23 protein-coding genes are annotated in these 21,928 nt (G+C 66.0%); 7 read left to right on the forward strand and 16 right to left on the reverse strand.

Going from position 1 to position 21,928, the window contains the following annotated elements:
- Window positions 1-128: 128 nt before the first annotated feature.
- Entirely contained in the window at window positions 129-2,888 is a 2,760-nt protein-coding gene (locus tag ACZK4Z_RS10355) for a bifunctional diguanylate cyclase/phosphodiesterase (protein WP_125895715.1), read from the forward strand.
- 117 nt (window positions 2,889-3,005) lie between these two features.
- On the opposite strand, the gene ACZK4Z_RS10360 is transcribed toward ACZK4Z_RS10355, so the two are convergent.
- The 9 genes from ACZK4Z_RS10360 to ACZK4Z_RS10400 form a co-directional block, all read right to left on the reverse strand.
- Entirely contained in the window at window positions 3,006-3,533 is a 528-nt protein-coding gene (locus ACZK4Z_RS10360; RefSeq protein WP_125895714.1) for a hypothetical protein, read from the reverse strand.
- A 139-nt stretch (window positions 3,534-3,672) separates the two neighbouring features.
- On the reverse strand, window positions 3,673-4,137 hold the full coding sequence (locus tag ACZK4Z_RS10365) for a hypothetical protein (protein WP_125895713.1): 465 nt from the start codon (window positions 4,135-4,137) through the stop codon (window positions 3,673-3,675).
- Between the two features lie 118 nt (window positions 4,138-4,255).
- Window positions 4,256-4,603: a hypothetical protein gene (locus ACZK4Z_RS10370; protein WP_125895712.1), complete on the reverse strand. Its 348-nt coding sequence runs from the start codon at window positions 4,601-4,603 to the stop codon at window positions 4,256-4,258.
- 97 nt (window positions 4,604-4,700) lie between these two features.
- Window positions 4,701-4,916, reverse strand: coding sequence for a hypothetical protein (locus tag ACZK4Z_RS10375; RefSeq protein ID WP_125895711.1), 216 nt, complete (start codon window positions 4,914-4,916; stop codon window positions 4,701-4,703).
- Between the two features lie 98 nt (window positions 4,917-5,014).
- Window positions 5,015-6,205, reverse strand: coding sequence for a methyl-accepting chemotaxis protein (locus ACZK4Z_RS10380; RefSeq protein WP_032127364.1), 1,191 nt, complete (start codon window positions 6,203-6,205; stop codon window positions 5,015-5,017).
- Window positions 6,206-6,370: 165 nt separating this feature from the next.
- A complete protein-coding gene (gene hflD / locus ACZK4Z_RS10385) occupies window positions 6,371-6,985 on the reverse strand; it encodes a high frequency lysogenization protein HflD (RefSeq protein WP_125895710.1) in 615 nt (204 codons plus the stop codon).
- Entirely contained in the window at window positions 6,982-8,124 is a 1,143-nt protein-coding gene (gene mnmA / locus ACZK4Z_RS10390; protein WP_107431878.1) for a tRNA 2-thiouridine(34) synthase MnmA, read from the reverse strand. The genes hflD and mnmA overlap by 4 nt, the downstream gene beginning before the upstream one ends.
- Window positions 8,121-8,582: an NUDIX hydrolase gene (locus ACZK4Z_RS10395; protein WP_125895709.1), complete on the reverse strand. Its 462-nt coding sequence runs from the start codon at window positions 8,580-8,582 to the stop codon at window positions 8,121-8,123. The genes mnmA and ACZK4Z_RS10395 overlap by 4 nt, the downstream gene beginning before the upstream one ends.
- A gap of 1 nt (window position 8,583) precedes the next feature.
- A complete protein-coding gene (locus tag ACZK4Z_RS10400; protein WP_032127360.1) occupies window positions 8,584-9,057 on the reverse strand; it encodes a hypothetical protein in 474 nt (157 codons plus the stop codon).
- Between the two features lie 112 nt (window positions 9,058-9,169).
- Here ACZK4Z_RS10400 and clpS point away from each other — a divergent pair, with 112 nt between their 5' ends.
- The gene (gene clpS / locus ACZK4Z_RS10405; RefSeq protein WP_006444529.1) at window positions 9,170-9,496 is read left to right on the forward strand and encodes an ATP-dependent Clp protease adapter ClpS; all 327 of its coding nucleotides are present in this window, start codon (window positions 9,170-9,172) and stop codon (window positions 9,494-9,496) included.
- Window positions 9,497-9,634: 138 nt separating this feature from the next.
- Here the strand turns inward: clpS and ACZK4Z_RS10410 are convergent, their stop codons facing one another.
- Complete coding sequence (locus ACZK4Z_RS10410) at window positions 9,635-10,447, reverse strand: APH(6) family putative aminoglycoside O-phosphotransferase (RefSeq protein ID WP_125895708.1); 813 nt, start codon at window positions 10,445-10,447, stop codon at window positions 9,635-9,637.
- 138 nt (window positions 10,448-10,585) lie between these two features.
- Between ACZK4Z_RS10410 and clpA the strand changes: the two genes are divergently transcribed.
- The 3 genes from clpA to ACZK4Z_RS10425 all read left to right on the forward strand — a co-directional run bounded on the left by clpA (window position 10,586) and on the right by ACZK4Z_RS10425 (window position 13,629).
- On the forward strand, window positions 10,586-12,871 hold the full coding sequence (clpA, locus tag ACZK4Z_RS10415) for an ATP-dependent Clp protease ATP-binding subunit ClpA (RefSeq protein WP_125895707.1): 2,286 nt from the start codon (window positions 10,586-10,588) through the stop codon (window positions 12,869-12,871).
- A gap of 183 nt (window positions 12,872-13,054) precedes the next feature.
- A complete protein-coding gene (locus ACZK4Z_RS10420) occupies window positions 13,055-13,333 on the forward strand; it encodes a type II toxin-antitoxin system RelE/ParE family toxin (RefSeq protein WP_125895706.1) in 279 nt (92 codons plus the stop codon).
- A gap of 8 nt (window positions 13,334-13,341) precedes the next feature.
- On the forward strand, window positions 13,342-13,629 hold the full coding sequence (locus tag ACZK4Z_RS10425; protein ID WP_032127356.1) for a HigA family addiction module antitoxin: 288 nt from the start codon (window positions 13,342-13,344) through the stop codon (window positions 13,627-13,629).
- A gap of 48 nt (window positions 13,630-13,677) precedes the next feature.
- Here the strand turns inward: ACZK4Z_RS10425 and ACZK4Z_RS10430 are convergent, their stop codons facing one another.
- From ACZK4Z_RS10430 to aat, 4 genes are all read right to left on the reverse strand, one after another.
- Window positions 13,678-14,055, reverse strand: coding sequence for a hypothetical protein (locus ACZK4Z_RS10430; protein WP_478451515.1), 378 nt, complete (start codon window positions 14,053-14,055; stop codon window positions 13,678-13,680).
- A gap of 129 nt (window positions 14,056-14,184) precedes the next feature.
- Window positions 14,185-14,457 (reverse strand): hypothetical protein, encoded by a 273-nt coding sequence (locus ACZK4Z_RS10435; RefSeq protein ID WP_125895705.1) that lies wholly within the window; start codon window positions 14,455-14,457, stop codon window positions 14,185-14,187.
- A gap of 171 nt (window positions 14,458-14,628) precedes the next feature.
- The gene (infA, locus tag ACZK4Z_RS10440; protein ID WP_005409596.1) at window positions 14,629-14,847 is read right to left on the reverse strand and encodes a translation initiation factor IF-1; all 219 of its coding nucleotides are present in this window, start codon (window positions 14,845-14,847) and stop codon (window positions 14,629-14,631) included.
- A gap of 86 nt (window positions 14,848-14,933) precedes the next feature.
- Window positions 14,934-15,674, reverse strand: coding sequence for a leucyl/phenylalanyl-tRNA--protein transferase (aat, locus tag ACZK4Z_RS10445; protein WP_125895704.1), 741 nt, complete (start codon window positions 15,672-15,674; stop codon window positions 14,934-14,936).
- Between the two features lie 72 nt (window positions 15,675-15,746).
- Here aat and ACZK4Z_RS10450 point away from each other — a divergent pair, with 72 nt between their 5' ends.
- On the forward strand, window positions 15,747-17,015 hold the full coding sequence (locus ACZK4Z_RS10450) for a hypothetical protein (protein ID WP_125895923.1): 1,269 nt from the start codon (window positions 15,747-15,749) through the stop codon (window positions 17,013-17,015).
- Between the two features lie 85 nt (window positions 17,016-17,100).
- Here the strand turns inward: ACZK4Z_RS10450 and ACZK4Z_RS10455 are convergent, their stop codons facing one another.
- Both ACZK4Z_RS10455 and trxB read right to left on the reverse strand, forming a co-directional pair.
- A complete protein-coding gene (locus ACZK4Z_RS10455) occupies window positions 17,101-18,225 on the reverse strand; it encodes a GNAT family N-acetyltransferase (RefSeq protein WP_125895922.1) in 1,125 nt (374 codons plus the stop codon).
- A gap of 101 nt (window positions 18,226-18,326) precedes the next feature.
- A complete protein-coding gene (trxB, locus tag ACZK4Z_RS10460) occupies window positions 18,327-19,298 on the reverse strand; it encodes a thioredoxin-disulfide reductase (protein WP_014037154.1) in 972 nt (323 codons plus the stop codon).
- A 233-nt stretch (window positions 19,299-19,531) separates the two neighbouring features.
- Here trxB and ACZK4Z_RS10465 point away from each other — a divergent pair, with 233 nt between their 5' ends.
- Window positions 19,532-21,892 (forward strand): DNA translocase FtsK, encoded by a 2,361-nt coding sequence (locus ACZK4Z_RS10465; RefSeq protein WP_032127351.1) that lies wholly within the window; start codon window positions 19,532-19,534, stop codon window positions 21,890-21,892.
- The last annotated feature ends 36 nt before the right edge of the window (window positions 21,893-21,928 follow it).

A 21,928-nucleotide genomic window follows, 5' to 3' on the forward strand; every position in this document is an offset into this window, starting at 1 on the left:
CAGGGCGGAAGAAAGGGGCGCCGGCCATCTTACCGCGCAGGTGCGCCCAGACCACTCAATTATCCGCCGCAGGCGCCGTTAACCACTGCGTGCCCCGCTGACGGGCGTGTCATCCGGAGCAAGATCGCGTGGACCAAGGGATCATCGCCAGCCTGCTGCAGCACCCGCTTGCGTCGGCGCTGGTCATCGTCGACCGCACGGGCCGCCCGCTGGCGGCCAATCCGGCTGCGCGCGAGCATGGCCTGCCGGCGACCGTGGCTGCGTATGCGCCGATGCTGGAAGATCTGCGCCTGATGGCCGCTGATGGCGGCATCGTGGCCTGCACGCTGCCGGGTGGCCCGCACGGGCACTACGACGGCCACCTGCGCGCCGTGCATGATGGCGCCGGCAACCTGCTGGCCTTCACGCTGAGCATTCCCGAGCCGGTGCCGCTCGGCGGCGGTGGGCGCTGGGAGCTGGCGCTGGACAGCGCCGGGCACAGCCTATGGGACTGGGACATTCCCAGCGACCGTGTGGTGCGCACCCCGGCACTGGGCGATGAAACCGCTACCGAGATTCTGGCCCGCGTGCACAGCGAGGACATCGCACAGGTGCGGGCTGCACTGGAGGAGCATCTGCGTGGCTTGAGCGAGCAGTACAGCGTACAGTTCCGTTTCCGCCAGGCCGATGGCCAGTGGCGTTGGGTACTGGACCGCGGGCGCGTGGTCGCGCGCACCGCCGATGGCCAGCCGCTGCGCATGGTCGGCACGCATACCGATATCGAACAACAGAAGCAGCTGGAAGGGCTGCTTCAGGAACAGCAGCTGCACCTGAGCGAGGCCCAGCGCATCGCCAGCATGGGCAGCTGGTCGTTCGACCCCAACAGCGGTCATTTCTGGTGGTCGCCGGAGCTGCGTTCGCTGCTGTCGTTGGAGCAGGGCGCCGTACCCGGCCAGCGGCGCTGGCTGAAGCAGCTGCATCCGCGCTCGCGTGGTGCGCTACGCGCAGCATGGCGGCGCTTGTGGCGCGACGGCCGGGCCGCCAACCTCGAGCTGGAACTGACCCGTGGCCATGAACCGTCGCAGCACCTGCGGCTGTGGATGCAGCCGCTGCTGGACATGGATGGCCAGCCCAAGCGGCTGCTTGGCCAGGTGCAGAACATCACCGAGCAGCACCAGACCGATGCGCTGATCCGCTGGCGTACCGAGCTGCTCAACCGCGTCTCCGCGCTGGGCCGCATCGGCGGCTGCGAAATCGAGGTGCAGACCCGGCACATGCAGTGGACCGAGGAGTGCTACCGCATCCACGGCCTGCGCAAGGAGCCGATCACTCTCGATCAGGCGCTGGCGCTGTATACCGAGGATTCGCGCAATGCCTTCGAGGCGGCGCTGGGCCGGATCGCTGCGGGTGGACTGCCCGAACAGCTGGACCTGTGCTTCTATCGCCAGTCTGGCCTGCGCGTGTGGGTGCAGGTGCTGATCGAACTGGATCGCCGCGATGGCCTGCCGCCACGCTTCGTGGTCCTGTTCCGTGACATCACCCGCGAACGCGAGGCCAACGAGCGCATCGAACTGCTGGCCCACTACGATCTGCTGACCGGCCTGCCCAATCGCGTGCTGCTCGGCGAGCAGACGGCAGAGGCCATCGAGGAAGCACGTGACCGTGGCACATCGCTGGCGATGCTGTTCATCGACCTGGATGGCTTCAAGACCATCAACGACAGCTTCGGCCACGCCACCGGTGATGCACTGCTGAAGGCCGCTGCGACGCGCCTGCACCAGAACCTGCGCAACAACGACCTGTTCGGTCGCTTCAGTGGTGATGAATTCATCGTGGTACTGCGCGACCTGGCCGAGCCGGAAGACGCCGGCCACGTCGCGCGCAAGCTGATCGCTTCGCTGGCCGAGCCGCTGCGTCGTGGCGAGACCACGTTGAAGGTCGGCGCCAGCGTCGGCATCGCGATGCTGGGCGATGCACAGACCGATTTCGATTCATTGCTGCGTGCCGCCGACGCCGCGATGTACGCGGCCAAGGAAGCGGGGCGCAACACGTACCAGTACTACAGCCAGGACGCATTGGCCCGCATCCAGCGCAAGCTCGAGTTGGAGCATGCCCTGCACGGGGCGATCGAACGCGAAGAGTTCAGCCTGGCTTACCAGCCGCTGCTGCATGCGCATCAGGGCGAGCCACCGGCGATCGAGGCACTGCTGCGCTGGCATCGGCCCGGCATCGGCTACTGCAGCCCGGCCGAGTTCATTCCGATTGCAGAGAAGTGCGGCGAGATCGTGCGCATCGGCGACTGGGTGCTGAACGAAGCCTGCCGCCAGGCGATCGCCTGGGACCGGGCCGGCCTGTGTTTCGACCGCATCGCGGTCAATGTGTCGGCGGTGCAGCTGCGCGACCGCGGTTTCGCTGAACGCGTGATCGAGATCTGCCATGCCCATGGCTGGCCGCCGCAGAGGCTGGAACTGGAGCTGACCGAGTCGGCCCTGATCCGTGACACCGACATCCTGCGCCACTGCTTCGACGTGCTGGAACGGCATGGTGTGCCACTGGCGGTGGATGACTTTGGTACCGGCTTCTCCAATCTGAACTACCTCAACCGTTTCCCGGTGGGGCGCCTGAAGATCGACCGCAGTTTCGTGCAGGGCATGCTGCATGACTCGGGCACGGCCGAAGTGACCCAGGCCATCGTGCACCTGGGTCACGCGCTGGGCATGAAGGTGGTGGCCGAGGGCGTGGAAACGCACCAGGAAGAAGACATGCTGCGTCGCCAGGGCTGCGACGAGATCCAGGGCTACCTGTACTCGCGCCCGCTCAGCCCGCGCGACCTGGCGCAGTGGCTGCGCCAGCAGCACGCCGCGCCCGGGCGCACCGACGCTGCCAGCGAGGTCGTGCTGGCACGCTGAGGGTAGCGCCGGGCCTTGCCCGGCGGGATCGCCGCACGCCGACGCACCGCTCTGGTAGGTGTCGACCTTGGTCGACACGAATGCCGGTGCTCGCGATCATCCACGCATGGCGTGGATCTACTGCGATGCGGCAACCATTCGCTGCGGAAATTCGGAGCGAAGCCGTGCGCGCACTGCTTCCACCACATGTGCATAGCGTCGGCGCTGGATGAAATAGCCCATGTAGAACAGCAGCAGGGCCACCAGCATCGGCGACGCAGCCGGGCGGACCAGGATGATCGGCACCAGCATCAGTGTCAGGCCCAGCGCGAACCAGCTGCACCGCCCGACCACCCGCACCTCCCTGCGTTGCGCGTCGATCATCACCCGCCCGCGCATCAGCGGAAAGTAGCGACCGCCAAAGCTCGGCGCGAAGCTCTCGCGAAAGGCGACACTGCCGTCCGGCAGCGCGCGGAACACCAGGCGAAGCCAGGTATCGGCCGGCAGATCATGCTCCAACCCGGCCAGCGAAAGCTGCGCCAGCTCTGCCGGCGTAGCGGCAATGCGTTGATTGAACAGGACGATGCCGGTGCGGAAGAAGAACGGCGCCCACAGCACAAGCAGCAGGACTTCGATCAACAGCGCGGCGATCAGGGCGATGGCCATCGGTCTTCCATGAACGGGACCTGCGCATCATGCCATAGCGATTTCGCCACCCCAGTAGATCCACGCCATGCGTGGATGTTGCCCGGAACCAGCTACCGTCCTCGCGGGGCGGTCCAGTGAATCGAGCAGTCTCCTGGATTCAATCGTCTTCCACCAGATCGCTGAGATCCAGAATCTGTGGATCAACACTGTGCGCGACGATGCTTCGGAGCATTCCAGCCTTTGGGCGTAGGGCATAGCAATGCATCGTATGGATGGGATTGAATTCCAGCCACGGGCAGGATGAGTGCCCCACGATAACCGGCATGTTGAAATTGATGTCTTTTGGATCATCCAGTGGCAGGGGCCATTTGCCGCCGTGATGCTCCCACACTACATCGCCCAGATATCGTGCAAACACAATCCTCAGGCCATCCTGTTCGTCCTCCGACAACGTTGCAGCCATCGTCGTGTACAGCGTCTCCAGGCGATCAAGGCTCTCCAGGCTGCCGTCAAGGTCGACGCCGCGGAGCTGTGCTTGTTCGATCAGCCATTCAATCTGATCGTCCATGATGATCAGAAACTGTTCGAAGGTTTCTCGCGCTTCTTCGAAATTGAATGCCATGCGGCCACCAGGGGGGAGAGCGACGAGTGTGCCCTGCGCCTGTGACCCAGGCCATGCAACAAGTCCGAAAGGATGGAGTGTGGAGGGGCGATCGCATGCATCCACGCATGGCGTGGCTCTACCGGTTCATCAATGCGATGCCTGCAATGGAATAGCTGGCGATCAGCAGTCCGAACACGTACGCCGCCACGATGATCAGCCAAAAGGTCATCGGCTCGATGTCCCGCCATGCATCAATGGTGCCAGCGCGGTGATGGCTTAGATGGACGTGCCCGGTGTTGATGGCAGTTGCCGCCATCCAGGCACATAGAAAGGCTATCAGCATGAAGAGCAGGCTGCCGAACAGGAATGCGACAGGTCTATGCCGAGGTGGCCGCAAAGTGGCGTAGGCGGGGCGCCAGGTGAAGGTGACCGCGATGAGCACCATCACAGCAAATCCGAGCCAGGTCATGAACGTGGTGCTCATGCGACGACACTCCGTGTCCAGCCGTAGATGGCATGGGCGGATCATGCCATGGGTTTGGAGCGGGTGGTGGTGAAGACCATCCACGCATGGCGTGGGTCTACCTCAAGGCGTCCCCGTCCAACCCCAGGTCCCACGCCAGTCCCAGCAGCGCCTCATCCGCCCGTGACGGGCCAGGCCGCGCATCCGCCAGCTGCTGCAGTTCGCGGATCTCCTCACGTGCTACCTCTTCCAGCTGCTGCAGCTGCTCACGCACGCTCGCGTTGCGCGGGCGCTCGGTGTCGGCGAGGGAGGGCAGGGCGCGGATCAGGGTCATGGTGCTTGTACAGGATGCATCCAACGGCGGGTTACAGGCAAAGGCCCCGGACGAACCGGGGCCTTGCGGGCTGCCGGCGGCGGCAGCGGACATCAGGATCAGAACAGCTCGACGGTGCCGGCGCCCATGCTCTGCTGGGCAACCGGCTTGTGCGGCGGGCGTTCCCATTCGCTGCGCAGTTCGCGCAGGCGGCTGCCGGTGCGCTGCAGGGCGGTGGCGATCTCTTCGTCGAACACGCCGCCATTGCGGTGCAGCAGTTCCTGCAGGGCCACCGCCTCGCGGTTGATCGCGGTCAGGCGGTCCAGGTGGGTGTGCACGCCGCCCAGCGCCTGGGTGGCGATGTCTTCGAACTGCAGGGCGCGCACGGCTTCGGCCACGCTGCCATCGATCGAACGGGCGCAGTCGGAGACTTCGCGCATGCCATCACCCAGCGACGCATTGATCTGCGCGACGTTGTCGAGCATCGCCGCCGCTTCCTGGCGCGCTTCGCGGGAGCGGTCCATGTCACGCGAGGCCATGTGCGAGACCGTCTCGCGCACCTTGGCGATGGCGTCCTTGGAGCTGTGCGCCAGCTTGCGGATCTGCTCGTTGAAGGTGGTCGAGCGCTCGGACAGGTTGCGCACTTCGTCGGCGACCACCGCGAAGCCACGACCGGCTTCACCGGCACGCGCGGCTTCGATGGCGGCGTTCAGCGCCAGCAGGTTGGTCTGGTCGGCGATCGACTTGACGTCTTCCAGCAGCGCGAAGATGCCATCCAGGTGCTGCGCCATCTGGTCGATGTGCTGCACGGTGGTGCTGCTCTGGCCGCTCACCTGTTCCAGTGCTTCCACCAGCTGCTCCATGCGATGGCTGGCGTGCTGGGCGAAACGGGCAACGTCGAGGCCGGCATTGCCTTCATCACCGGCACGATCGACGATGCGCGACAGGGCCTGGCTCTGCTGGCGCGACTTGCGGTTCATGGCGTCGAAGCTGCCGCCCAGGCTGGACACCGCTTGGCGGATCAGGTCACGGGCGCGTTCCACTTCGCCACGCGAACCGTCGATCTCGTTGCCGACGAAGTTGCGCAGTTCGGTCAGCAGCTGGTCCTGCTCACGCAGGACACGGGCGTGTTCCGGGGAACGGTGCGCCTGGGCGCGGGTGGTCCACCACGCAAAGCCGAGCCAGCTCAGCGTCATCGTGGTCAGGATCGCCCAGCGCAGGGCGGCCGGCCATTCGAAACCGATGGCGAAGGGGAGCAGCAGGGTCAGAGCCAGGGGGGCGGCCAGACGGATGAAAATGCGTGAGTACATGGACGTTCTCGGGAGGTGCACGGAGGATGTATCGGCCGTACCCCCTTTCTCTTTAACGTCGAAATGCCTCGAAGTGCATTCTGAATGCGCCGGTTTTCCGACGCTGCCGGGACGTTCGGGGTCAGAGCCCTTTCCTTGCCGGAAAAGGATCCGACCCCATGCGGCTCAGACCAGCTGGCGGTCCACGGCCTCGATCATCGCCTTGCGGCTGAACAGGAAGTCCCAGTAGCTGCCGCCCAGCTGCCGCCACAGCACCGCCGAGCGCACCGCGGCCAGCAGCAGGGCGCGGATCTCGGCGACCACACCGGCCTGGCCCAGGTAATGCGGGTTGCCCTGCACCATCACCCGCGGCTTCAGGTGGCTGATGGTGTCGGCGTACAGGCCACCCAGGTTGGCCAGCACGTCCGGGTGGCCACTGTCGCCCAGCTCGACGGCTTGGCGCTGGGCGCGTTCGATGCCGGAGGCGACCTTGTTCACGGTGGCGCCGTCCTGCACGAAGCGGCGCTCCAGCTGCAGCACCGACAGGGCCAGCTTGGGCAGGATCGGGTCCTGGCCCTGGCTGCGGAAGTAGTTGTGCAGCAGGCGCAGCCCAGCCTTCAATGCATGGCGGTCACCGAACACCTCCTGCGGCGAAGACGCGTCGACGCGGAACACGCTGTCCACGGCGGTGCGCACGGCGGCGGCGTCGGAATGGCCGGTATCGGCGATGCGGCGTACCTGCTGCAGGGCCTGGGCAATGCCGGCCAAAGCCAGGACGCGGTCGTCGACAGTGAAACTCATGCAGCGATTACCTCAAAAGGGGAAGGGGTGGTGCGCAGGCGCTGTTCCAGCGGCGCATCGGTGGCGGCGATCACCGCGCCACCCAGGCACACATCACCGTCATACAGCACCAGTGATTGACCGGGAGTAACGGCGCGCTGCGGGCGCGCAAAGGTGACCAGCACGCTGCCATCGTCCAGCACCTCGACCGTACACGGCTCGTCGGGCTGGCGGTAGCGGGTCTGCGCGGTGCATTCGAAGCGCCGTGCCGGCGGCGCGCCGGCAATCCAGTGCGCGGTTTCCGAGCGCAGGCGGTCGGACAGCATCCACTTGCTGTCGCGGTCCTGGTCCACGTACAGCACGTTGCTGGCCACATCCTTGCCGACCACGTACCACGGCGCGGCCGGGCGGCCACGCACGCCGCCGATGTTCAGGCCCTCGCGCTGGCCCAGGGTGAAATAGAAGACGCCTGGGTGCTCGGCGATCACACTGCCGTCGGCCGGGTCCAGGATCTGCCCGGGCTTGGCCGGCAGGTAGCGGCCGAGGAACTCGCGGAAGTCGCGCTCACCGATGAAGCAGATGCCGGTGGAGTCCTTCTTGGCGTGGGTCGGCAGGCTGACGTCACGCGCGATCCGGCGCAGGTCGGTCTTTTCCAGGTCGCCGATCGGGAACAGGGTGGCCGCCAGCTGCGCCTGGCCCAGCTGGTGCAGGAAGTAGCTCTGGTCCTTGGAGCGGTCGGCACCACGCAGCAGCAGCCACTGGTGGCCGCGCTGGGCCACGCGCGCGTAGTGGCCGGTGGCGATGCGCTCGGCGCCCAGCTCGCGGGCGGCATCCAGGAAGTGCTTGAACTTCACTTCGCGGTTGCACAGCACGTCCGGGTTCGGGGTGCGGCCGGCCGCGTACTCGGCCAGGAAGTGCTCGAACACGCCCTGCCAGTACTCGCTGGAGAAATCACGGAAGTGGAACGGGATACCGAGCAGGCCGCAGACGGCCACTGCATCGCGGCGGTCGTCCTCGGCGCGGCAGTCGCCGCTGCCGTCGTCGGCCCAGTTCTGCATGAACAGACCGGCTACGGCCTCGCCCTGCTGCACCAGGCGCCAGGCGGCGACCGAGGAGTCGACGCCACCGGAGACGCCCACCATCACGCGCGGAGTGCTCATGCGACCTCCCGGACCAGCGAAAGCGGATGGCGCTGGCCACCCAGGAAATCAGCCACCACCTGCCAGACCAGCGGGCTGCGCAGGCGCACCGTGGCGGCCTGCAGCTCGGCCGGGGTCAGCCACAGCGCGCGATCGATGCCGGTGTCCAGCGGCTGCGCCGGGTCGTGCGAGACCGGACGCGCCGCATAGCAGAAGCGCAGGAAGGTGGTGCCGTCGCCGGCCGTCCACTGGTAGCAGCCTATGAAGTGGGTCAGCTGCACCGTCCAGCCGGTTTCCTCGCGGGTCTCGCGCAGGGCTGCCTCGGCCAGGCTTTCGCCCGGCTCGAGGTGGCCTGCCGGCTGGTTCAGCACCTGGCGGCCGTCGATGGTCTCCTCGACCAGCAGCACGCGGCCACCGTCGACCACCACGGTGGCGACAGTGGCGTGCGGTGCCCAGCGCGGGTCCGGCGTGGTGTTCAACTCAGAACTCGTCCTTCTTGGTCAGTTCCAGCTCCATGGCGTCGGCGGTGCGGATGGCCGCATCGATGGCGTCGCTGAGCTGGTCGGCCGTGGCATCGGCGTCGATCTTGACCACGAACATGGCGGTGGTGTCCTGTTTCACCCAGCCGCCCATCTTGGCGTCCTGCGAATCTTCCAGCAGGCGGTTGGCTACGGCCACCGGGAACTGCTTGGTCTTGGCGTTGTAGGCCGGCGACCAGATCTCGCGGATGTTGTGGGTGCCGAAATCTTCCACCGACGAGCGCACGTAGACCATCTGGGTGCGATCACCCTCGACGTCGAACACCATGCGGTAGTCGCCGTCCTCGTCGACCTCGTAGGTATAGCCCAGCTTGTCCAGGTGGCGGGCCACGGCCTTGTCGGCCTGGGTCTCGGCGGCGGCGGAGCCGGCGGCGGCCAGGGCGATCAGCAGGGCGGGAAGAAGGGTCCTTTTCATGAAGATCCTGTGAAACAGTGTTGAGAGAGGGTGCAATTGTGACGGTGGGCGTGCGTGCCGTCCAATCTGCGGCAGGCCGACGCAGGCTGGCCCGTGCCTCTATAATGGGCAGATGCCCCATGAGTCTTCACCCGATTCCCATCACGAGCACGGCGTTGCCGTGGAGCCCGCGCGCCCGGAAGTGGCGCCGCCGCCGTTCTACCAGGTGATGCTGCTCAACGACGACTACACCCCGATGGATTTCGTGGTGGACGTGCTGCAGCAGTTCTTCAGCATGGACCTGGACAAGGCCACGCAGGTGATGCTGCACGTCCATACCCGTGGCCGCGGCGTGTGCGGGGTGTTCACCCGCGAAGTGGCCGAGACCAAGGTCGCCCAGGTCAACGAGTACTCGCGTATGAACCAGCACCCGCTGCTGTGCACGATGGAAAAGGCCTGACCGGCTGACGGTTTTCGTCCGGGCACATCGACTCCGGACCCGGTGTGCCCACCAAGGTGGGCACCTACCAAGGCAGGGGCCTGTATCGATAATGGATGGGGCGTGCCCACCAAGGTGGGCATCTACCAGAGCGCGGGATCAGCCCTCCGCCAGCGCCTCCAGCGCCATTCTCGCCACCGCCTCGTCGACTTCGGCGGGGTCGCCATCATCCCGGAACCACGCCGCTGACAGCCCCGCGCTGGCTGCGATCCAACGCAGAAGGCGCGTGCGTTCCAGGCCCGCCAGCGCGCCGACCTGTTCCAGCCGGGTGGCAAACCGCTCGGGTCGGGTGGCCACATGGATGCCGGGGCCGCACAGGTCCGGATTGCTGAACATCGTCGTGTAATCGAACGCGCGGTCGCCCAGCAGCCGCTTCGGGTCGATCGCCAACCAGCCGCGCGCGCCGAAATCCAGCACGTTGTCGTGGTGCAGGTCGCCGTGCAGCGGCCGGATCTCCTGTTCCTGCTGCAGCAGTCCCTCCGCCAGCGATCTGCACTGTTCCAGCAGTGGCGGCAGCGCAGCCCTTGGCTGCAGCAGGTCGGCGAACCATGTTCGCAGGCAGACCAGTTCCGCTGGCGGTGCGCCCCGTGGCCGGTGCAGCCGTTGCAGGACCTGGCACAGGACCGTGGTGCAGCTGTCATCGTCGCCCTTGATCGAACGTTGCCGCAGCGAGTCGCCGCCGGCACGTTCGATCAGGATCGCCGACCCCTCGTGGGCCAGCAGGCGGGCGGCGCCGTCACCGTCCCACCAACGCAGCAGGCGATGGCTGTTCTGCTCTTCGGTTTCGCTGCTGATCTTCAGCATGGCCGGCTCGCCGGTGGCGGTCAGCACCGGCCAGAGCCGGGCATGGGGCGTTTCGATGGCTGCGCCATCACGCCGCAATCGCCAGCGGCTCAGGTAGGGTTCGCTCATGCTGGGTGGGCTGTCCTGGAGTGAATGAAGATCAAGCGATTCGCACTGATAACGCCATCTGAACGCAGCAATCCGCTAGGGTGATGGAAATCGCGTAGTCAGGCCGCATATTGTCCCCATCTGCCGCCGGAGTAATCCATGTTCAGCAAAGACCTCGAACACACCATCGGCCAGTGCTACAAGCGCGCCCGTGAGGCCCGGCATGAGTTCATGACGGTCGAACACCTGCTGTTGGCACTGCTCGACAACCCGTCCGCCCAGGCCGTACTGAAGGCCTGTGGCGCCGACGCCGAACGCCTGCGCCAGGAGCTGGAGCAGGCCATCGAGGCCTCCGTGTCCCGCCTGGCCGAAGATGACGGCCGCGATACCCAGCCGACCCTGGGCTTCCAGCGCGTGTTGCAGCGGGCCGTTTACCACGTGCAGTCCTCGGGCAAGAAGGAGGTCACCGGCGCCAATGTGCTGGTCGCCATCTTCGGCGAGAAGGACTCGCACGCCGTCTACTACCTCAACCAGCAGGATGTCACCCGGCTGGATGTGGTCAATTACCTGTCCCACGGCATCGCCAAGCTGGGCGAGGAAGGCGAGCAGCCGTCGTCCTCCTCCGAGGGCGAAGGCCGCATCGAAGGCGGGGAGGGCGAGCCGAAGGGTGATGCCCTGACCGAGTTCGCCAGCAACCTCAACGAACAGGCCCGGGCCGGTCGCATCGACCCGCTGGTTGGCCGAGCCGACGAGATCGAGCGCACCATCCAGGTCCTGTGCCGCCGCCGCAAGAACAACCCGCTGTACGTAGGTGAGGCGGGCGTAGGCAAGACCGCCATCGCCGAGGGCCTGGCCCGCCGCATCGTCGAGGGCTCGGTGCCCGACGTTCTGGCCGATGCGGTGATCTATTCGCTCGACCTGGGCGCGCTGGTGGCCGGCACCAAGTACCGCGGCGACTTCGAGAAGCGCCTGAAGAGCGTGCTGACCGCGCTGAAGAAGGTGCCCAATGCGGTGCTGTTCATCGACGAGATCCACACCATCATCGGTGCCGGCTCGGCGTCGGGCGGCACCATGGATGCGTCCAACCTGATCAAGCCGGCCCTGGCGTCCGGAGAGCTGCGCTGCATCGGCTCGACCACCTTCCAGGAGTACCGTGGCATCTTCGAGAAGGACCGGGCGCTGGCCCGCCGCTTCCAGAAGATCGACATCGTCGAGCCGACCGTCGGCGAGACCTACGAGATCCTGCAGGGCCTGAAGTCCAAGTACGAGCTGCACCACGGTGTGACCTATTCCGACGAGGCGCTGCAGGCGGCGGTGGACCTGTCGGTGAAGCACATCGGCGACCGCCTGCTGCCGGACAAGGCCATCGACGTGATCGACGAGGCGGGCGCCCGCCAGCGCCTGCTGCCGGAAGGCCAGCGCAAGGAACTGATCGACGTCGAGGAAGTGGAGGCGATCGTCGCCAAGATGGCGCGTATCCCGACCAAGCAGGTCAGCGCCACCGACAAGGATGTGCTGCAGCACCTGGAGCGCAACCTGAAGATGGTGATCTTCGGCCAGGACCCGGCCATCGAGACGCTGTCCTCGGCGATCAAGCTGGCCCGTTCGGGCTTGGGCAACCCGGAAAAGCCGATCGGCAACTTCCTGTTCGCCGGTCCCACGGGTGTCGGCAAGACCGAGGTGACCAAGCAGCTGGCGCTGCAGCTGGGCATCGAGCTGGTCCGCTTCGACATGTCCGAGTACATGGAGCCGCATTCGATCAGCCGCCTGATCGGTGCGCCTCCGGGCTACGTCGGCTTCGACCAGGGTGGCCTGCTGACCGAGAAGATCGTCAAGACGCCGCACTGCGTGCTGCTGCTGGACGAAATCGAAAAGGCGCATCCGGACATCTTCAACATCCTGTTGCAGGTGATGGACCGCGGTGTACTGACCGATACCAACGGTCGTGAAGCCAACTTCAAGAACGTCGTGCTGGTGATGACCACCAATGCCGGTGCGGCGCAGGCCTCGCGGCGTTCGATCGGCTTCACCAAGCAGGACCATGCCACCGACGCGATGGAGACCATCCGCCGCAGCTTCACCCCGGAATTCCGCAACCGCCTCGACGCGGTGGTGCAGTTCCAGGCGCTGGGCTTCGAGCACATCCTGCGCGTGGTCGACAAGTTCCTGATCGAGCTGGAGATGCTGCTGCAGGACAAGCACGTCAGCCTGTCGGCCACCCCGACCGCGCGCGACTGGCTGGCCCACCATGGTTTCGACCCGCTGATGGGTGCCCGCCCGATGGCCCGCGTGATCCAGGACAAGATCAAGCGTCCGCTGGCCGACGAGCTGTTGTTCGGCAAGCTGGTCGACGGTGGCAAGGTCAGTATCGATGTTCGCGACGACGAGCTGGTGGTCGAGACCCAGGCCGAGCCGGAGCGGCTGCTGCCGGTCACGGTGGAATGAGCTGATGCCATAGGCTTGGCGTGAAAGCCTGGAAATGACAAGGGCGGCTTCGGCCGCCCTTGTTGTTTCCAGTGGGACTATCGTCCGCGGCCTTGCTTGAACGGAACGGAGGTGCCAATGCTGTCTTCTGGTCGCGATAGGGTGTTGCCCTGTTTGTATCGCGAAACGATACAGGATACAGTGATGATCATCGGTTTTCGCCACAGGGGCCTCGAGCGGCTCTACCGTTCCGGCAGTAGCAGTGGAATCCGCCACAGTCACGCCAGCAAGGTGTTGTTGATCCTGTCGATCCTGGATGTTGCTTCGGGTCCTGAGGATCTGGCCATGCCTGGATTGCGTCTGCATAAGCTCCGGGGCGGCCTGAAAGGGCATTGGTCTGTATGGGTCAATGGAAACTGGCGGATTACCTTCCGTTTCGCCGGCAGCGACGTGGAGCTGCTGGATTACCTGGACTATCACTGAGGCCGCGCATGATTCATCACCATCCGCATCCCGGGCAGGCGATCAAGGCAATGGTCTTTGATCCAATGGATCTGTCTGTGACCGAAGCGGCCGAGCGCCTGGCAATGTCGCGGGTAGCCCTTTCGCGGGTTCTGAACGGCAAGGCGGGCATCAGTCCTGACCTGGCCATCCGCCTTGAGATGGCGGGGGTAAGTACTGCGGTTTTCTGGATGGGGCTGCAATCCAGCTACGATCTCTGGTTGGCACGGCAGCGCGCGCAACCGAGAGTGTTGTCGCTGGTTGCCGCGACGCGTTGACGTATATCGCGACAAGGGCGGCTTCGGCCGCCCTTGTCCTGTCTGGGGTCAGCGGCTGCGGCGGCGCGCCTCACGCTTGAATCGCTCGGCATCGATCGGTTCGATGCGTGCAACCTCGCAGCTGCCGCGACCTGTGTCCAGTGCGCTTCGGCCCTCGCTGCACAGCTCGTCAGCTTCTTTGCCGTCGGTCTTGAAGCCGAGGCGGGTGGCCAGTACGGCAGAAGGGCAGCTGTTGCGGAAATGCACAACATAGTGGTCTTCGCCGGAGCGAAGCAGGATGTTCTTGTTGGCGCCGGCGCGAACGATCTGCTGTTCGCCGGTCAGTGATACGCACTGTGCCGGCGCGGTGTCGGCGGCATGGGCGGACGACGCCAGCAGGGTGACGGCAGACAAAGCCAGGGGGATGAGCAGGGAAGACAGGTTCATGGCGGGGCAGGGGGCAGCGATCCGGACTGGATCGGATCCCAAGATGCCGCCGCCGCTGCAAATGCGAATCTGCCGCAAGCAGGGCTGACCGACGCCACGGTGAGATCGGTCACGATGACCTTTGGCGCCTCAGGCCGCGATCGAACGGAATCCCTGCTGGCGCCCCTGGTCGCCGCCGTCTTCGATGACAAAGGCGACCGCCTCGTGCGGAATGTGCAGGCGCTGCTTGAGGGTGCTGCCCATATGCGGAATCTCGCGCTGCACGGCCAGGTACAGCGGGTGCGAGGCGTCCATGCTGGTGCAGACCAGGCAGGGCTGGCCGAACCAGGTGCCGTCCGGGCCCTTGCTGGCGTAGCAGCGGCTGGTGACGGACTGGGGGTCCAGGACGATCAGGTGGGTCATGCGCGCAACGCCTTCTGTGAAGAACGCATTGAGTCTAGAGTCGCGGCGCGATGCGGTATTTCGGACAGGGACGAAAATCGATCGGTCCCGGTGCCGGTCGCTTTCTTCCGCGCACGACAAAGGGCCAGCAGCGAGGCCGGCCCTGTCGGAGTGGCGCAATGCGCCGACCGCTTACTTCATGCGGTAGGTGATACGACCCTTGGTCAGGTCGTACGGGGTCATTTCAACTTTGACCCGGTCACCGGTGAGGATGCGGATGTAGTTCTTGCGCATGCGGCCGGAGATGTGGGCGATGATTTCGTGCCCATTTTCCAGACGAACGCGGAAAGTGGTGTTCGGCAGCGTCTCGCTGACGGTGCCCTCGAACTCGATGGAATCGTCTTTCGACATGTAGTCCTGTGCGGTTCAGAAAACGGCCACGCTGGGCCTAAGGCGCGGTATTTTACGCGTGATGGGCCCGGCTTGCAAAGTTTGTGTTAACCCCCGGCCAAACGCTGTGCTGGCAAGCGTCCTACCGCCTGGGTCCAGGGGCCTTCACGGCCGTCATGGTGTACGGCCTGACGGACGTGCTCCAGGAAGTCCGCGCGCGGCAGGTGCTCGGCGCCCATCCGCAGCAGGTGCGGATTCTCCACCTGGGCATCGATCAGTTCCCAGCCCCAGCCACGCAGGGTGGCTGCCAACGCGGCCAGGGCGATCTTGGAGCCGCCACTGGCGCCACTGAACATGCTCTCGCCGAAGAACATGGCGCCGATCGCGACGCCGTAGATGCCGCCGACCAGTGTCTGCCGATCCCAGACTTCGAAGGAATGGGCGAAACCAAGGTCGTGCAGTTGGCTGTAGGCCTCGACCATCGCCGGGCTGATCCACGTACCGTCCTGGCCAGGGCGTGGTGCGGCGGCGCAGGCGCGCATCACCTGGCTGAAGGCGGTGTCGGCGGTGATCTCCCACGTGCTGCTGCGCAGCTGGCGGCGGAAGCGGCTGGACAGATGCACGCCGTCGGTGCGGAACACCATGCGCGGGTCCGGCGACCACCACAGGATTGGCTCACCCTCGCTGAACCACGGAAAGATACCGCCGGCGTAGGCATTGAGCAGACGCACCGGATGCAGGTCGCCGCCCACCGCCAGCAGGCCATCGGGCTGGCGCAGTGCGGTCTCGGCCGGAGGGAAGGGGGCGTCCGGCGCATCGGCCAGGCGCCAGGGCAGCTGGCGGGTCATGGGGCCATTGTATTCGTCGTGGTGATTCGTGATGTCTGGCACCATCACTGTTCACCGGCAAGGAGCCTCCGAATGAGTGACTCGATCAGCGCCATCCTCGACCTGCATGACGCCCCGCGCACGCGCAACGACAGCCAAGGCATGCTGCTGTCACTGGCCACTGAACAGCCGCGTCAGCTGGGAGAGTTGATGCTGCAGGCGCTGGCGCGGCCTTCGCCGGGCTCAGCCTTCCTCGACATGGCACTGGACCTGCTGCCGGATGACGCGGTGCCCGCGGTCGCGGCCGACGCGTGGCGCCGCTATCGCGCGGGCGAGCGCGGTGACGTGTTGACGAGCGTGATGGAGTTCGCCAGCTATCAGGCGCCGCAGGTGCTGCAGGGCGATTGGGAGGCATTGCTGGCGGTCGCCAGTGAGGATGAGGTGCAGTTGGCCGCGCAGGTCTGGCAGGGCCTGCCCAGCGCGACGGCAGCGCATTGGGCGCAGATCCTGGCCGAAGCCGATGACGATCGCGAAATGGCGCGGGCCAGGGCGCTGCTGCTCGCCGTCCAGCCCGAAACCTACGCCATTGCTCGCGGCTACCTGGTCGACTGGGGGCGCTTGGATGCCGAGGTCTGGGCGCACTGGGCCGGCGTCGCCGAAGGTCCGCAGCCGCGTCGCCTGCATGGCGAGCGGCCATTGCACTTCCGCTTCGGCCGCGAACAGCATCGCGCGCAGCAGGCGGACGAGCCGAGCTGGCGCAAGCGCATCTGGCGCCTGCACCCGACCTGGAATGGTGGGCAGGTGCATCACGCCGGGCAGATGGGAGGACCACTGGAAGCGCTGTGTGGCAGCTGCCATGCGCCGCTGCAGCGCCTGCTGCGGACCGATGCTGCCGCGCTGCAGCCGGGCGCGTCGGGCGAGATCACGCTGGGGCTGTGCCTGGACTGCTGCGGCTGGGAAGACCCGCCCGTGCGTTTCTATCGCCACGATGCCGACGGTCTGCCCACCTGCCATCCCAGCCAGCACCGTGCGGTGCCGAGTACGCCCACCGACAGTGGCGACCTGATGCGGGCCGAGGTGGGCCTGGTGGCGCTCGAAAGCGCGCGCTGGCAGCAACAGGACTGGGGCCAGTCCAATCATCGGCAGAACCTGTCGCGTGTGGGCGGAGCGCCAAGTTGGGTGCAGAGTGCGTGGTACCCGGCGTGCATCGATTGCGGCGAAGAGATGCCGTTCGTGATGCAGCTGGATTCGACACTGCCGACCACGGGTGAGGGCACGCTGCTGTGGGGCAGCGGCGGCATGCTCTATACGTTCTGGTGTGCAAAGTGCCGGGTGAGCGGGCACTTCTGGCAGTGCACCTGAGCACAGCGCCCTCGCTATTGCCTTGGTAGGTGCCAACCTTGGTTGGCACGCCTTTCGGCACCGCGCCAATCGAGCAAGCGCGCCTCTACGGTTCTACGCGGAACGGCCCATGCCGCTGCAGCTCCTGCTGGTAACGCCGCACATTACGCCGCTCCTGCCGGCACCACTCCTGCAGCGCTTCCGCGAAGTCCGGATCGGCCACCCAGTGCCGGCTGCGCACCAGCGTGGGCAGGAAACCGCGTGCCAGCTTGTGCTCGCCCTGTGCGCCCGGCTCGAAGCGGGTCAGCCCTTCGCGCAGGCAATACTCGATGCCCTGGTAGTAGCAGGCCTCGAAGTGCAGGCCGGGCAGCGTGGCGCCGCCCCAGTAACGGCCGTACAGCGTGTCTCCACCGCGCAGGCATAGCGCGCCGGCAATCGGCTCGCCGTCCTGTTCGGCCAGGAACAGCACCAGCCCCCGACCCAAAGAAATGGCCAGGTGACGCAGGAAGGTCTCGGTCAGCGCCGGGGCATTGCCGTACTCGAGGAACGTCTGCAGGTAGAAGCGGTACATCGCCTGCAGATCGGCGCGGCTCGCTTCATCGCCGTGCACCACGCGGAAGGTGATGTCTTGGCGAACGACCTTGGCCCGTTCCTGGCGGATGTTCTTGCGATGCTTGTGGTTCATCGCACCGAGGAACTGGTCGAACGTCGCCCAGTCGCCCGGGTTCTGCCACTGGAACTGCACGTCTTCGCGCAGCAGCCAGTCATCGCCGAACAGCGCCTCGTCCACTGCGGTGTGGAAGTTGATATGGGCCGAGGACACGTCCAGTGCCGGCAGCGCCTCGCGCAACGCCGACAGCAATGCGGTGCGCTCTGAATCGTGACGGGCCAGTAGGCGCGGGCCGGTGACCGGCGAGTACGGCACCGCGCCCAGCCACTTCGGATAGTAGTCGCGGCCATGACGGGCGTACGCGTTGGCCCAGGCATGGTCGAACACGAATTCGCCGTGGGAGTTGGTCTTCAGGTAACCCGGAATGGCGCCGACCAGATGCTCGCCTTCCCATAGGGTGAAGTGCCGAGGCTGCCAGCCCCAGTCCTCGCGCAGGCAACCGTGCTGTTCAAGCCCGGAAAGGAAGGCATGACTGACGAAGGGGTTGCGGCCGTCGTGCAGGGCATCCCAGTCGGTTGCGGAAACGGACTGCAGGGAATCGAGGAAGCGGGGGGAAGGCATGAGGGAAGGATAGGGCAGATGAAACAGAAAGGCCGACGCACTGGCGTCGGCCTTTTGCCTGAGTCGAACCTGGCTCGACGCTACAGCAGCGGGTTCGCCCCTCAGCTGGCCTTGCCCTGCGCGTCCAGATAACGCTCGGCGTCCAGAGCGGCCATGCAGCCGAAGCCGGCCGAGGTGATCGCCTGGCGGTAGTGCTGGTCGGCCACGTCGCCGGCGGCGAACACGCCTTCCACCGAGGTCTGGGTGGCGTTGCCGCCCAGGCCCGAACGGATTTCCAGATAGCCGTTGTTCATCGCCAGCTGGCCGTCGAACAGGGTGGTGTTCGGGTGGTGGCCGATGGCCACGAAGAAGCCGTGGGCGTCTATGTCGCGGGTGCTGCCGTCCAGGGTGGACTTCACGCGCACGCCGGTCACGCCGGCGTCATTGCCCAGCACTTCCTCCACCTGGTGGTGCCAGACGGTCTCGATCTTGCCTTCGGCCACCTTCTTGAACAGCTTGTCCTGCATGATCTTTTCCGCCTTCAGGGTGTCGCGGCGGTGGACCAGGTAGACCTTGCGGGCGATGTTGGACAGGTACAGTGCCTCTTCCACGGCGGTGTTGCCGCCACCGACCACGACCACGTCCTGGTCACGGTAGAAGAAGCCGTCACAGGTGGCACAGGCGGACACGCCGCGGCCCTTGAACTCGTCCTCGGTCGGGATGCCCAGGTACTTGGCGGTGGCGCCGGTGGCGATGATCAGGGCATCGCAGGTGTACTCGTGGCTGTCGCCGATCAGCTTGAACGGGCGCTGCGACACATCGGCGGTGTGGATGTGGTCGAAGATGACCTCGGTCTCGAAGCGCTCGGCATGGGCCTGCATGCGCGCCATCAGGTCCGGGCCCATCAGGCCGTGGGCGTCACCCGGCCAGTTGTCCACCTCGGTGGTGGTCATCAGCTGGCCACCCTGCTGCAGGCCGGTGATGACGACCGGCTTCAGGTTGGCGCGGGCGGCGTAGACGGCGGCGGTCCAACCGGCCGGGCCGGAACCGAGGATGACGAGGCGCTGGTGGCGGGAGGGCAGGCTGGTGCTCATGTAGACTCGCGAAAAGGTAGATGGGACAAGGCGCTGGCGATGTTTGCGCAGCATCCGTGGCTGGTCATAGAGTGGCGGCTGGGGCAGGGCGATTCAAGCCGATGAACAGAACGCCGTCATCCAGCAGTGGTTCCGGCCCTCTGATTGCCCTGTCAGATGTCGCATAACTGAAAACTGACGCCGTCTCATTTATTATCAATCACTAACAGCGCATTCCAAAGGTATGGTCTAAGGTGGCGAAGCAGGTCCCCGAACGCTCCAAGTCCGACGACAGCAAGGCGTCACGTCGCACGGCCGCGGCGGCGACGACCGACAATCCACGCCGCCAACGCCTCTGGCGCGACCTTGGCCTGATCGCCATCGCGCCGGCGCTGCTGTACCTGGCGGCCAGTCTGTTCACCTATTCAGCGACCGACCCGGGCTGGTCGCACACCGGCAGCGTGGTCGCGCCAGTGCACAACCTCGGCGGCCGCGCCGGCGCCTGGATCGCCGACGTGCTGCTGCAGCTGTTCGGCTACATCGCCTTCCTGCTGCCGGTGGTGCTGGGCGCGCTGGCGTGGATCGCCATGTTCGGCCTCAAGCGCGAGAGCAAGGGCGAGAACGACCTGGACCCGGCGCTGCGCCTGGTCGGCCTGGTCGGCTTCCTGATCGCCGGCACCGGCTTCCTGCATGTGCGCCTGTTCAGTGGCGATGTCTCCAGTGCCGGCGGCATCCTCGGCAAGCTGGTGGGCAACTCGCTCACGGTGGGCTTTGGCGCGCTGGGCGCGAACCTGTTCGTGCTGGTGCTGCTGCTGGCCTCGATCACCCTGGCCACCGGGCTGTCCTGGTTCACGGTGATGGAGAAGATAGGCCGCGGCGTGATGTCGCTGGCGCCGTTGCTGGCGCGCAAGAAGGAAGAAGTCACCGAGTGGCAGCAGACCCGGGTGATGCGCGAGGAGCGCCAGGAAGTGCGCAAGGCCGATGCCGAGGTGCGCGCCAAGCGCGAGCCGGTGAAGATCGAGCCGCGCCCGGAACCGGTGATCGAGAAGAGTGACCGAGCCAAGCGCGACACGCAGATCCCGATGTTCCGTGGCGTCAACGGGGATGGCTCGGACCTGCCGCCGCTCGCGCTGCTGGACGACCCCAAGCCGCAGCCGGTGGGCTACGACAAGGAAACCCTGGACGCGCTGTCGCGGCAGATCGAGTTCAAGCTGAAGGACTTCCGCATCGACGCCCAGGTGGTCGGCGCCAACCCCGGCCCGGTCATCACCCGTTTCGAGATCGAGCCGGCGCCGGGCATCAAGGTCAGCCAGATCAGTTCGCTGGACAAGGACATCGCGCGCGGCCTGTCGGTGAAGTCGGTGCGCGTGGTCGACGTCATTCCGGGCAAATCGGTGATCGGCCTGGAAATTCCCAACGTCACCCGCGAGATGATCTACCTCTCCGAGCTGCTGCGTTCGAAGGAATACGACAAGTCGGCCAGCGTGCTGACCCTGGCGCTGGGCAAGGACATCGCTGGCCGCTCGACCGTGGCCGACCTGGCGCGCATGCCGCACCTGCTGGTGGCCGGTACCACCGGTTCGGGCAAGTCGGTGGCGGTCAACGCGATGGTGCTGAGCCTGCTGTTCAAGGCCTCGCCGAAAGACCTGCGGATGCTGATGATCGACCCGAAGATGCTCGAACTGAGCGTCTACCAGGGCATCCCGCACCTGCTGGCGCCGGTGGTCACCGACATGAAGGAGGCCGCCAACGGCCTGCGCTGGTGCGTGGCCGAGATGGAGCGCCGCTACAAGCTGATGAGCGCGGTGGGCGTGCGCAACCTGGCCGGCTTCAACAAGAAGGTGAAGGAAGCCCAGGACGCCGGCCAACCGCTGATGGACCCGCTGTTCAAGCCGAACCCGGAACTGGGCGAGGCGCCGCGGCCGCTGGAGACGCTGCCGTTCATCGTCATCTTCATCGACGAATTCGCCGACATGATGATGATCGTCGGCAAGAAGGTGGAAGAGCTGATCGCGCGCCTGGCACAGAAGGCGCGTGCGGCCGGCATCCACCTGATCCTGGCCACGCAGCGCCCGTCGGTGGACGTGATCACCGGCCTGATCAAGGCCAACATCCCGACCCGCATCGCCTTCCAGGTCAGTTCCAAGATCGACTCGCGCACCATCCTCGACCAGTCCGGCGCGGAAACCCTGCTGGGCCACGGCGACATGCTGTATCTGCCGCCGGGTACCGCCATGCCCGAGCGTGTGCACGGCGCCTTCGTCTCCGACGAGGAAGTGCACCGCGTGGTTGAGCACCTCAAGGCGATGGGCCCGGCCGATTATGTCGACGGCGTGCTGGACGAGGTGCAGACGATGGGCGACGGCGTGGTCGTCGGTGCCACCGGCCTGCCCGAGAACAGCTCTGCCGGCGATGAGTCCGACCCGTTGTATGACGAAGCGCTGCGGGTGGTCACCGAGACCCGTCGCGCCTCGATTTCCGGCGTGCAGCGCCGGCTGAAGATCGGCTACAACCGTGCAGCGCGACTGATCGAGGCCATGGAAGCGGCCGGCGTGGTCAGTCCGCCCGAGCACAACGGCGACCGCACGGTGCTGGCACCGCCGCCGCCGAAGTAAGACCCGACGTATCCCCCACGACGTCCAAGGAACCGA

This window comes from Stenotrophomonas sp. 71799_Sma (assembly GCF_056482505.1).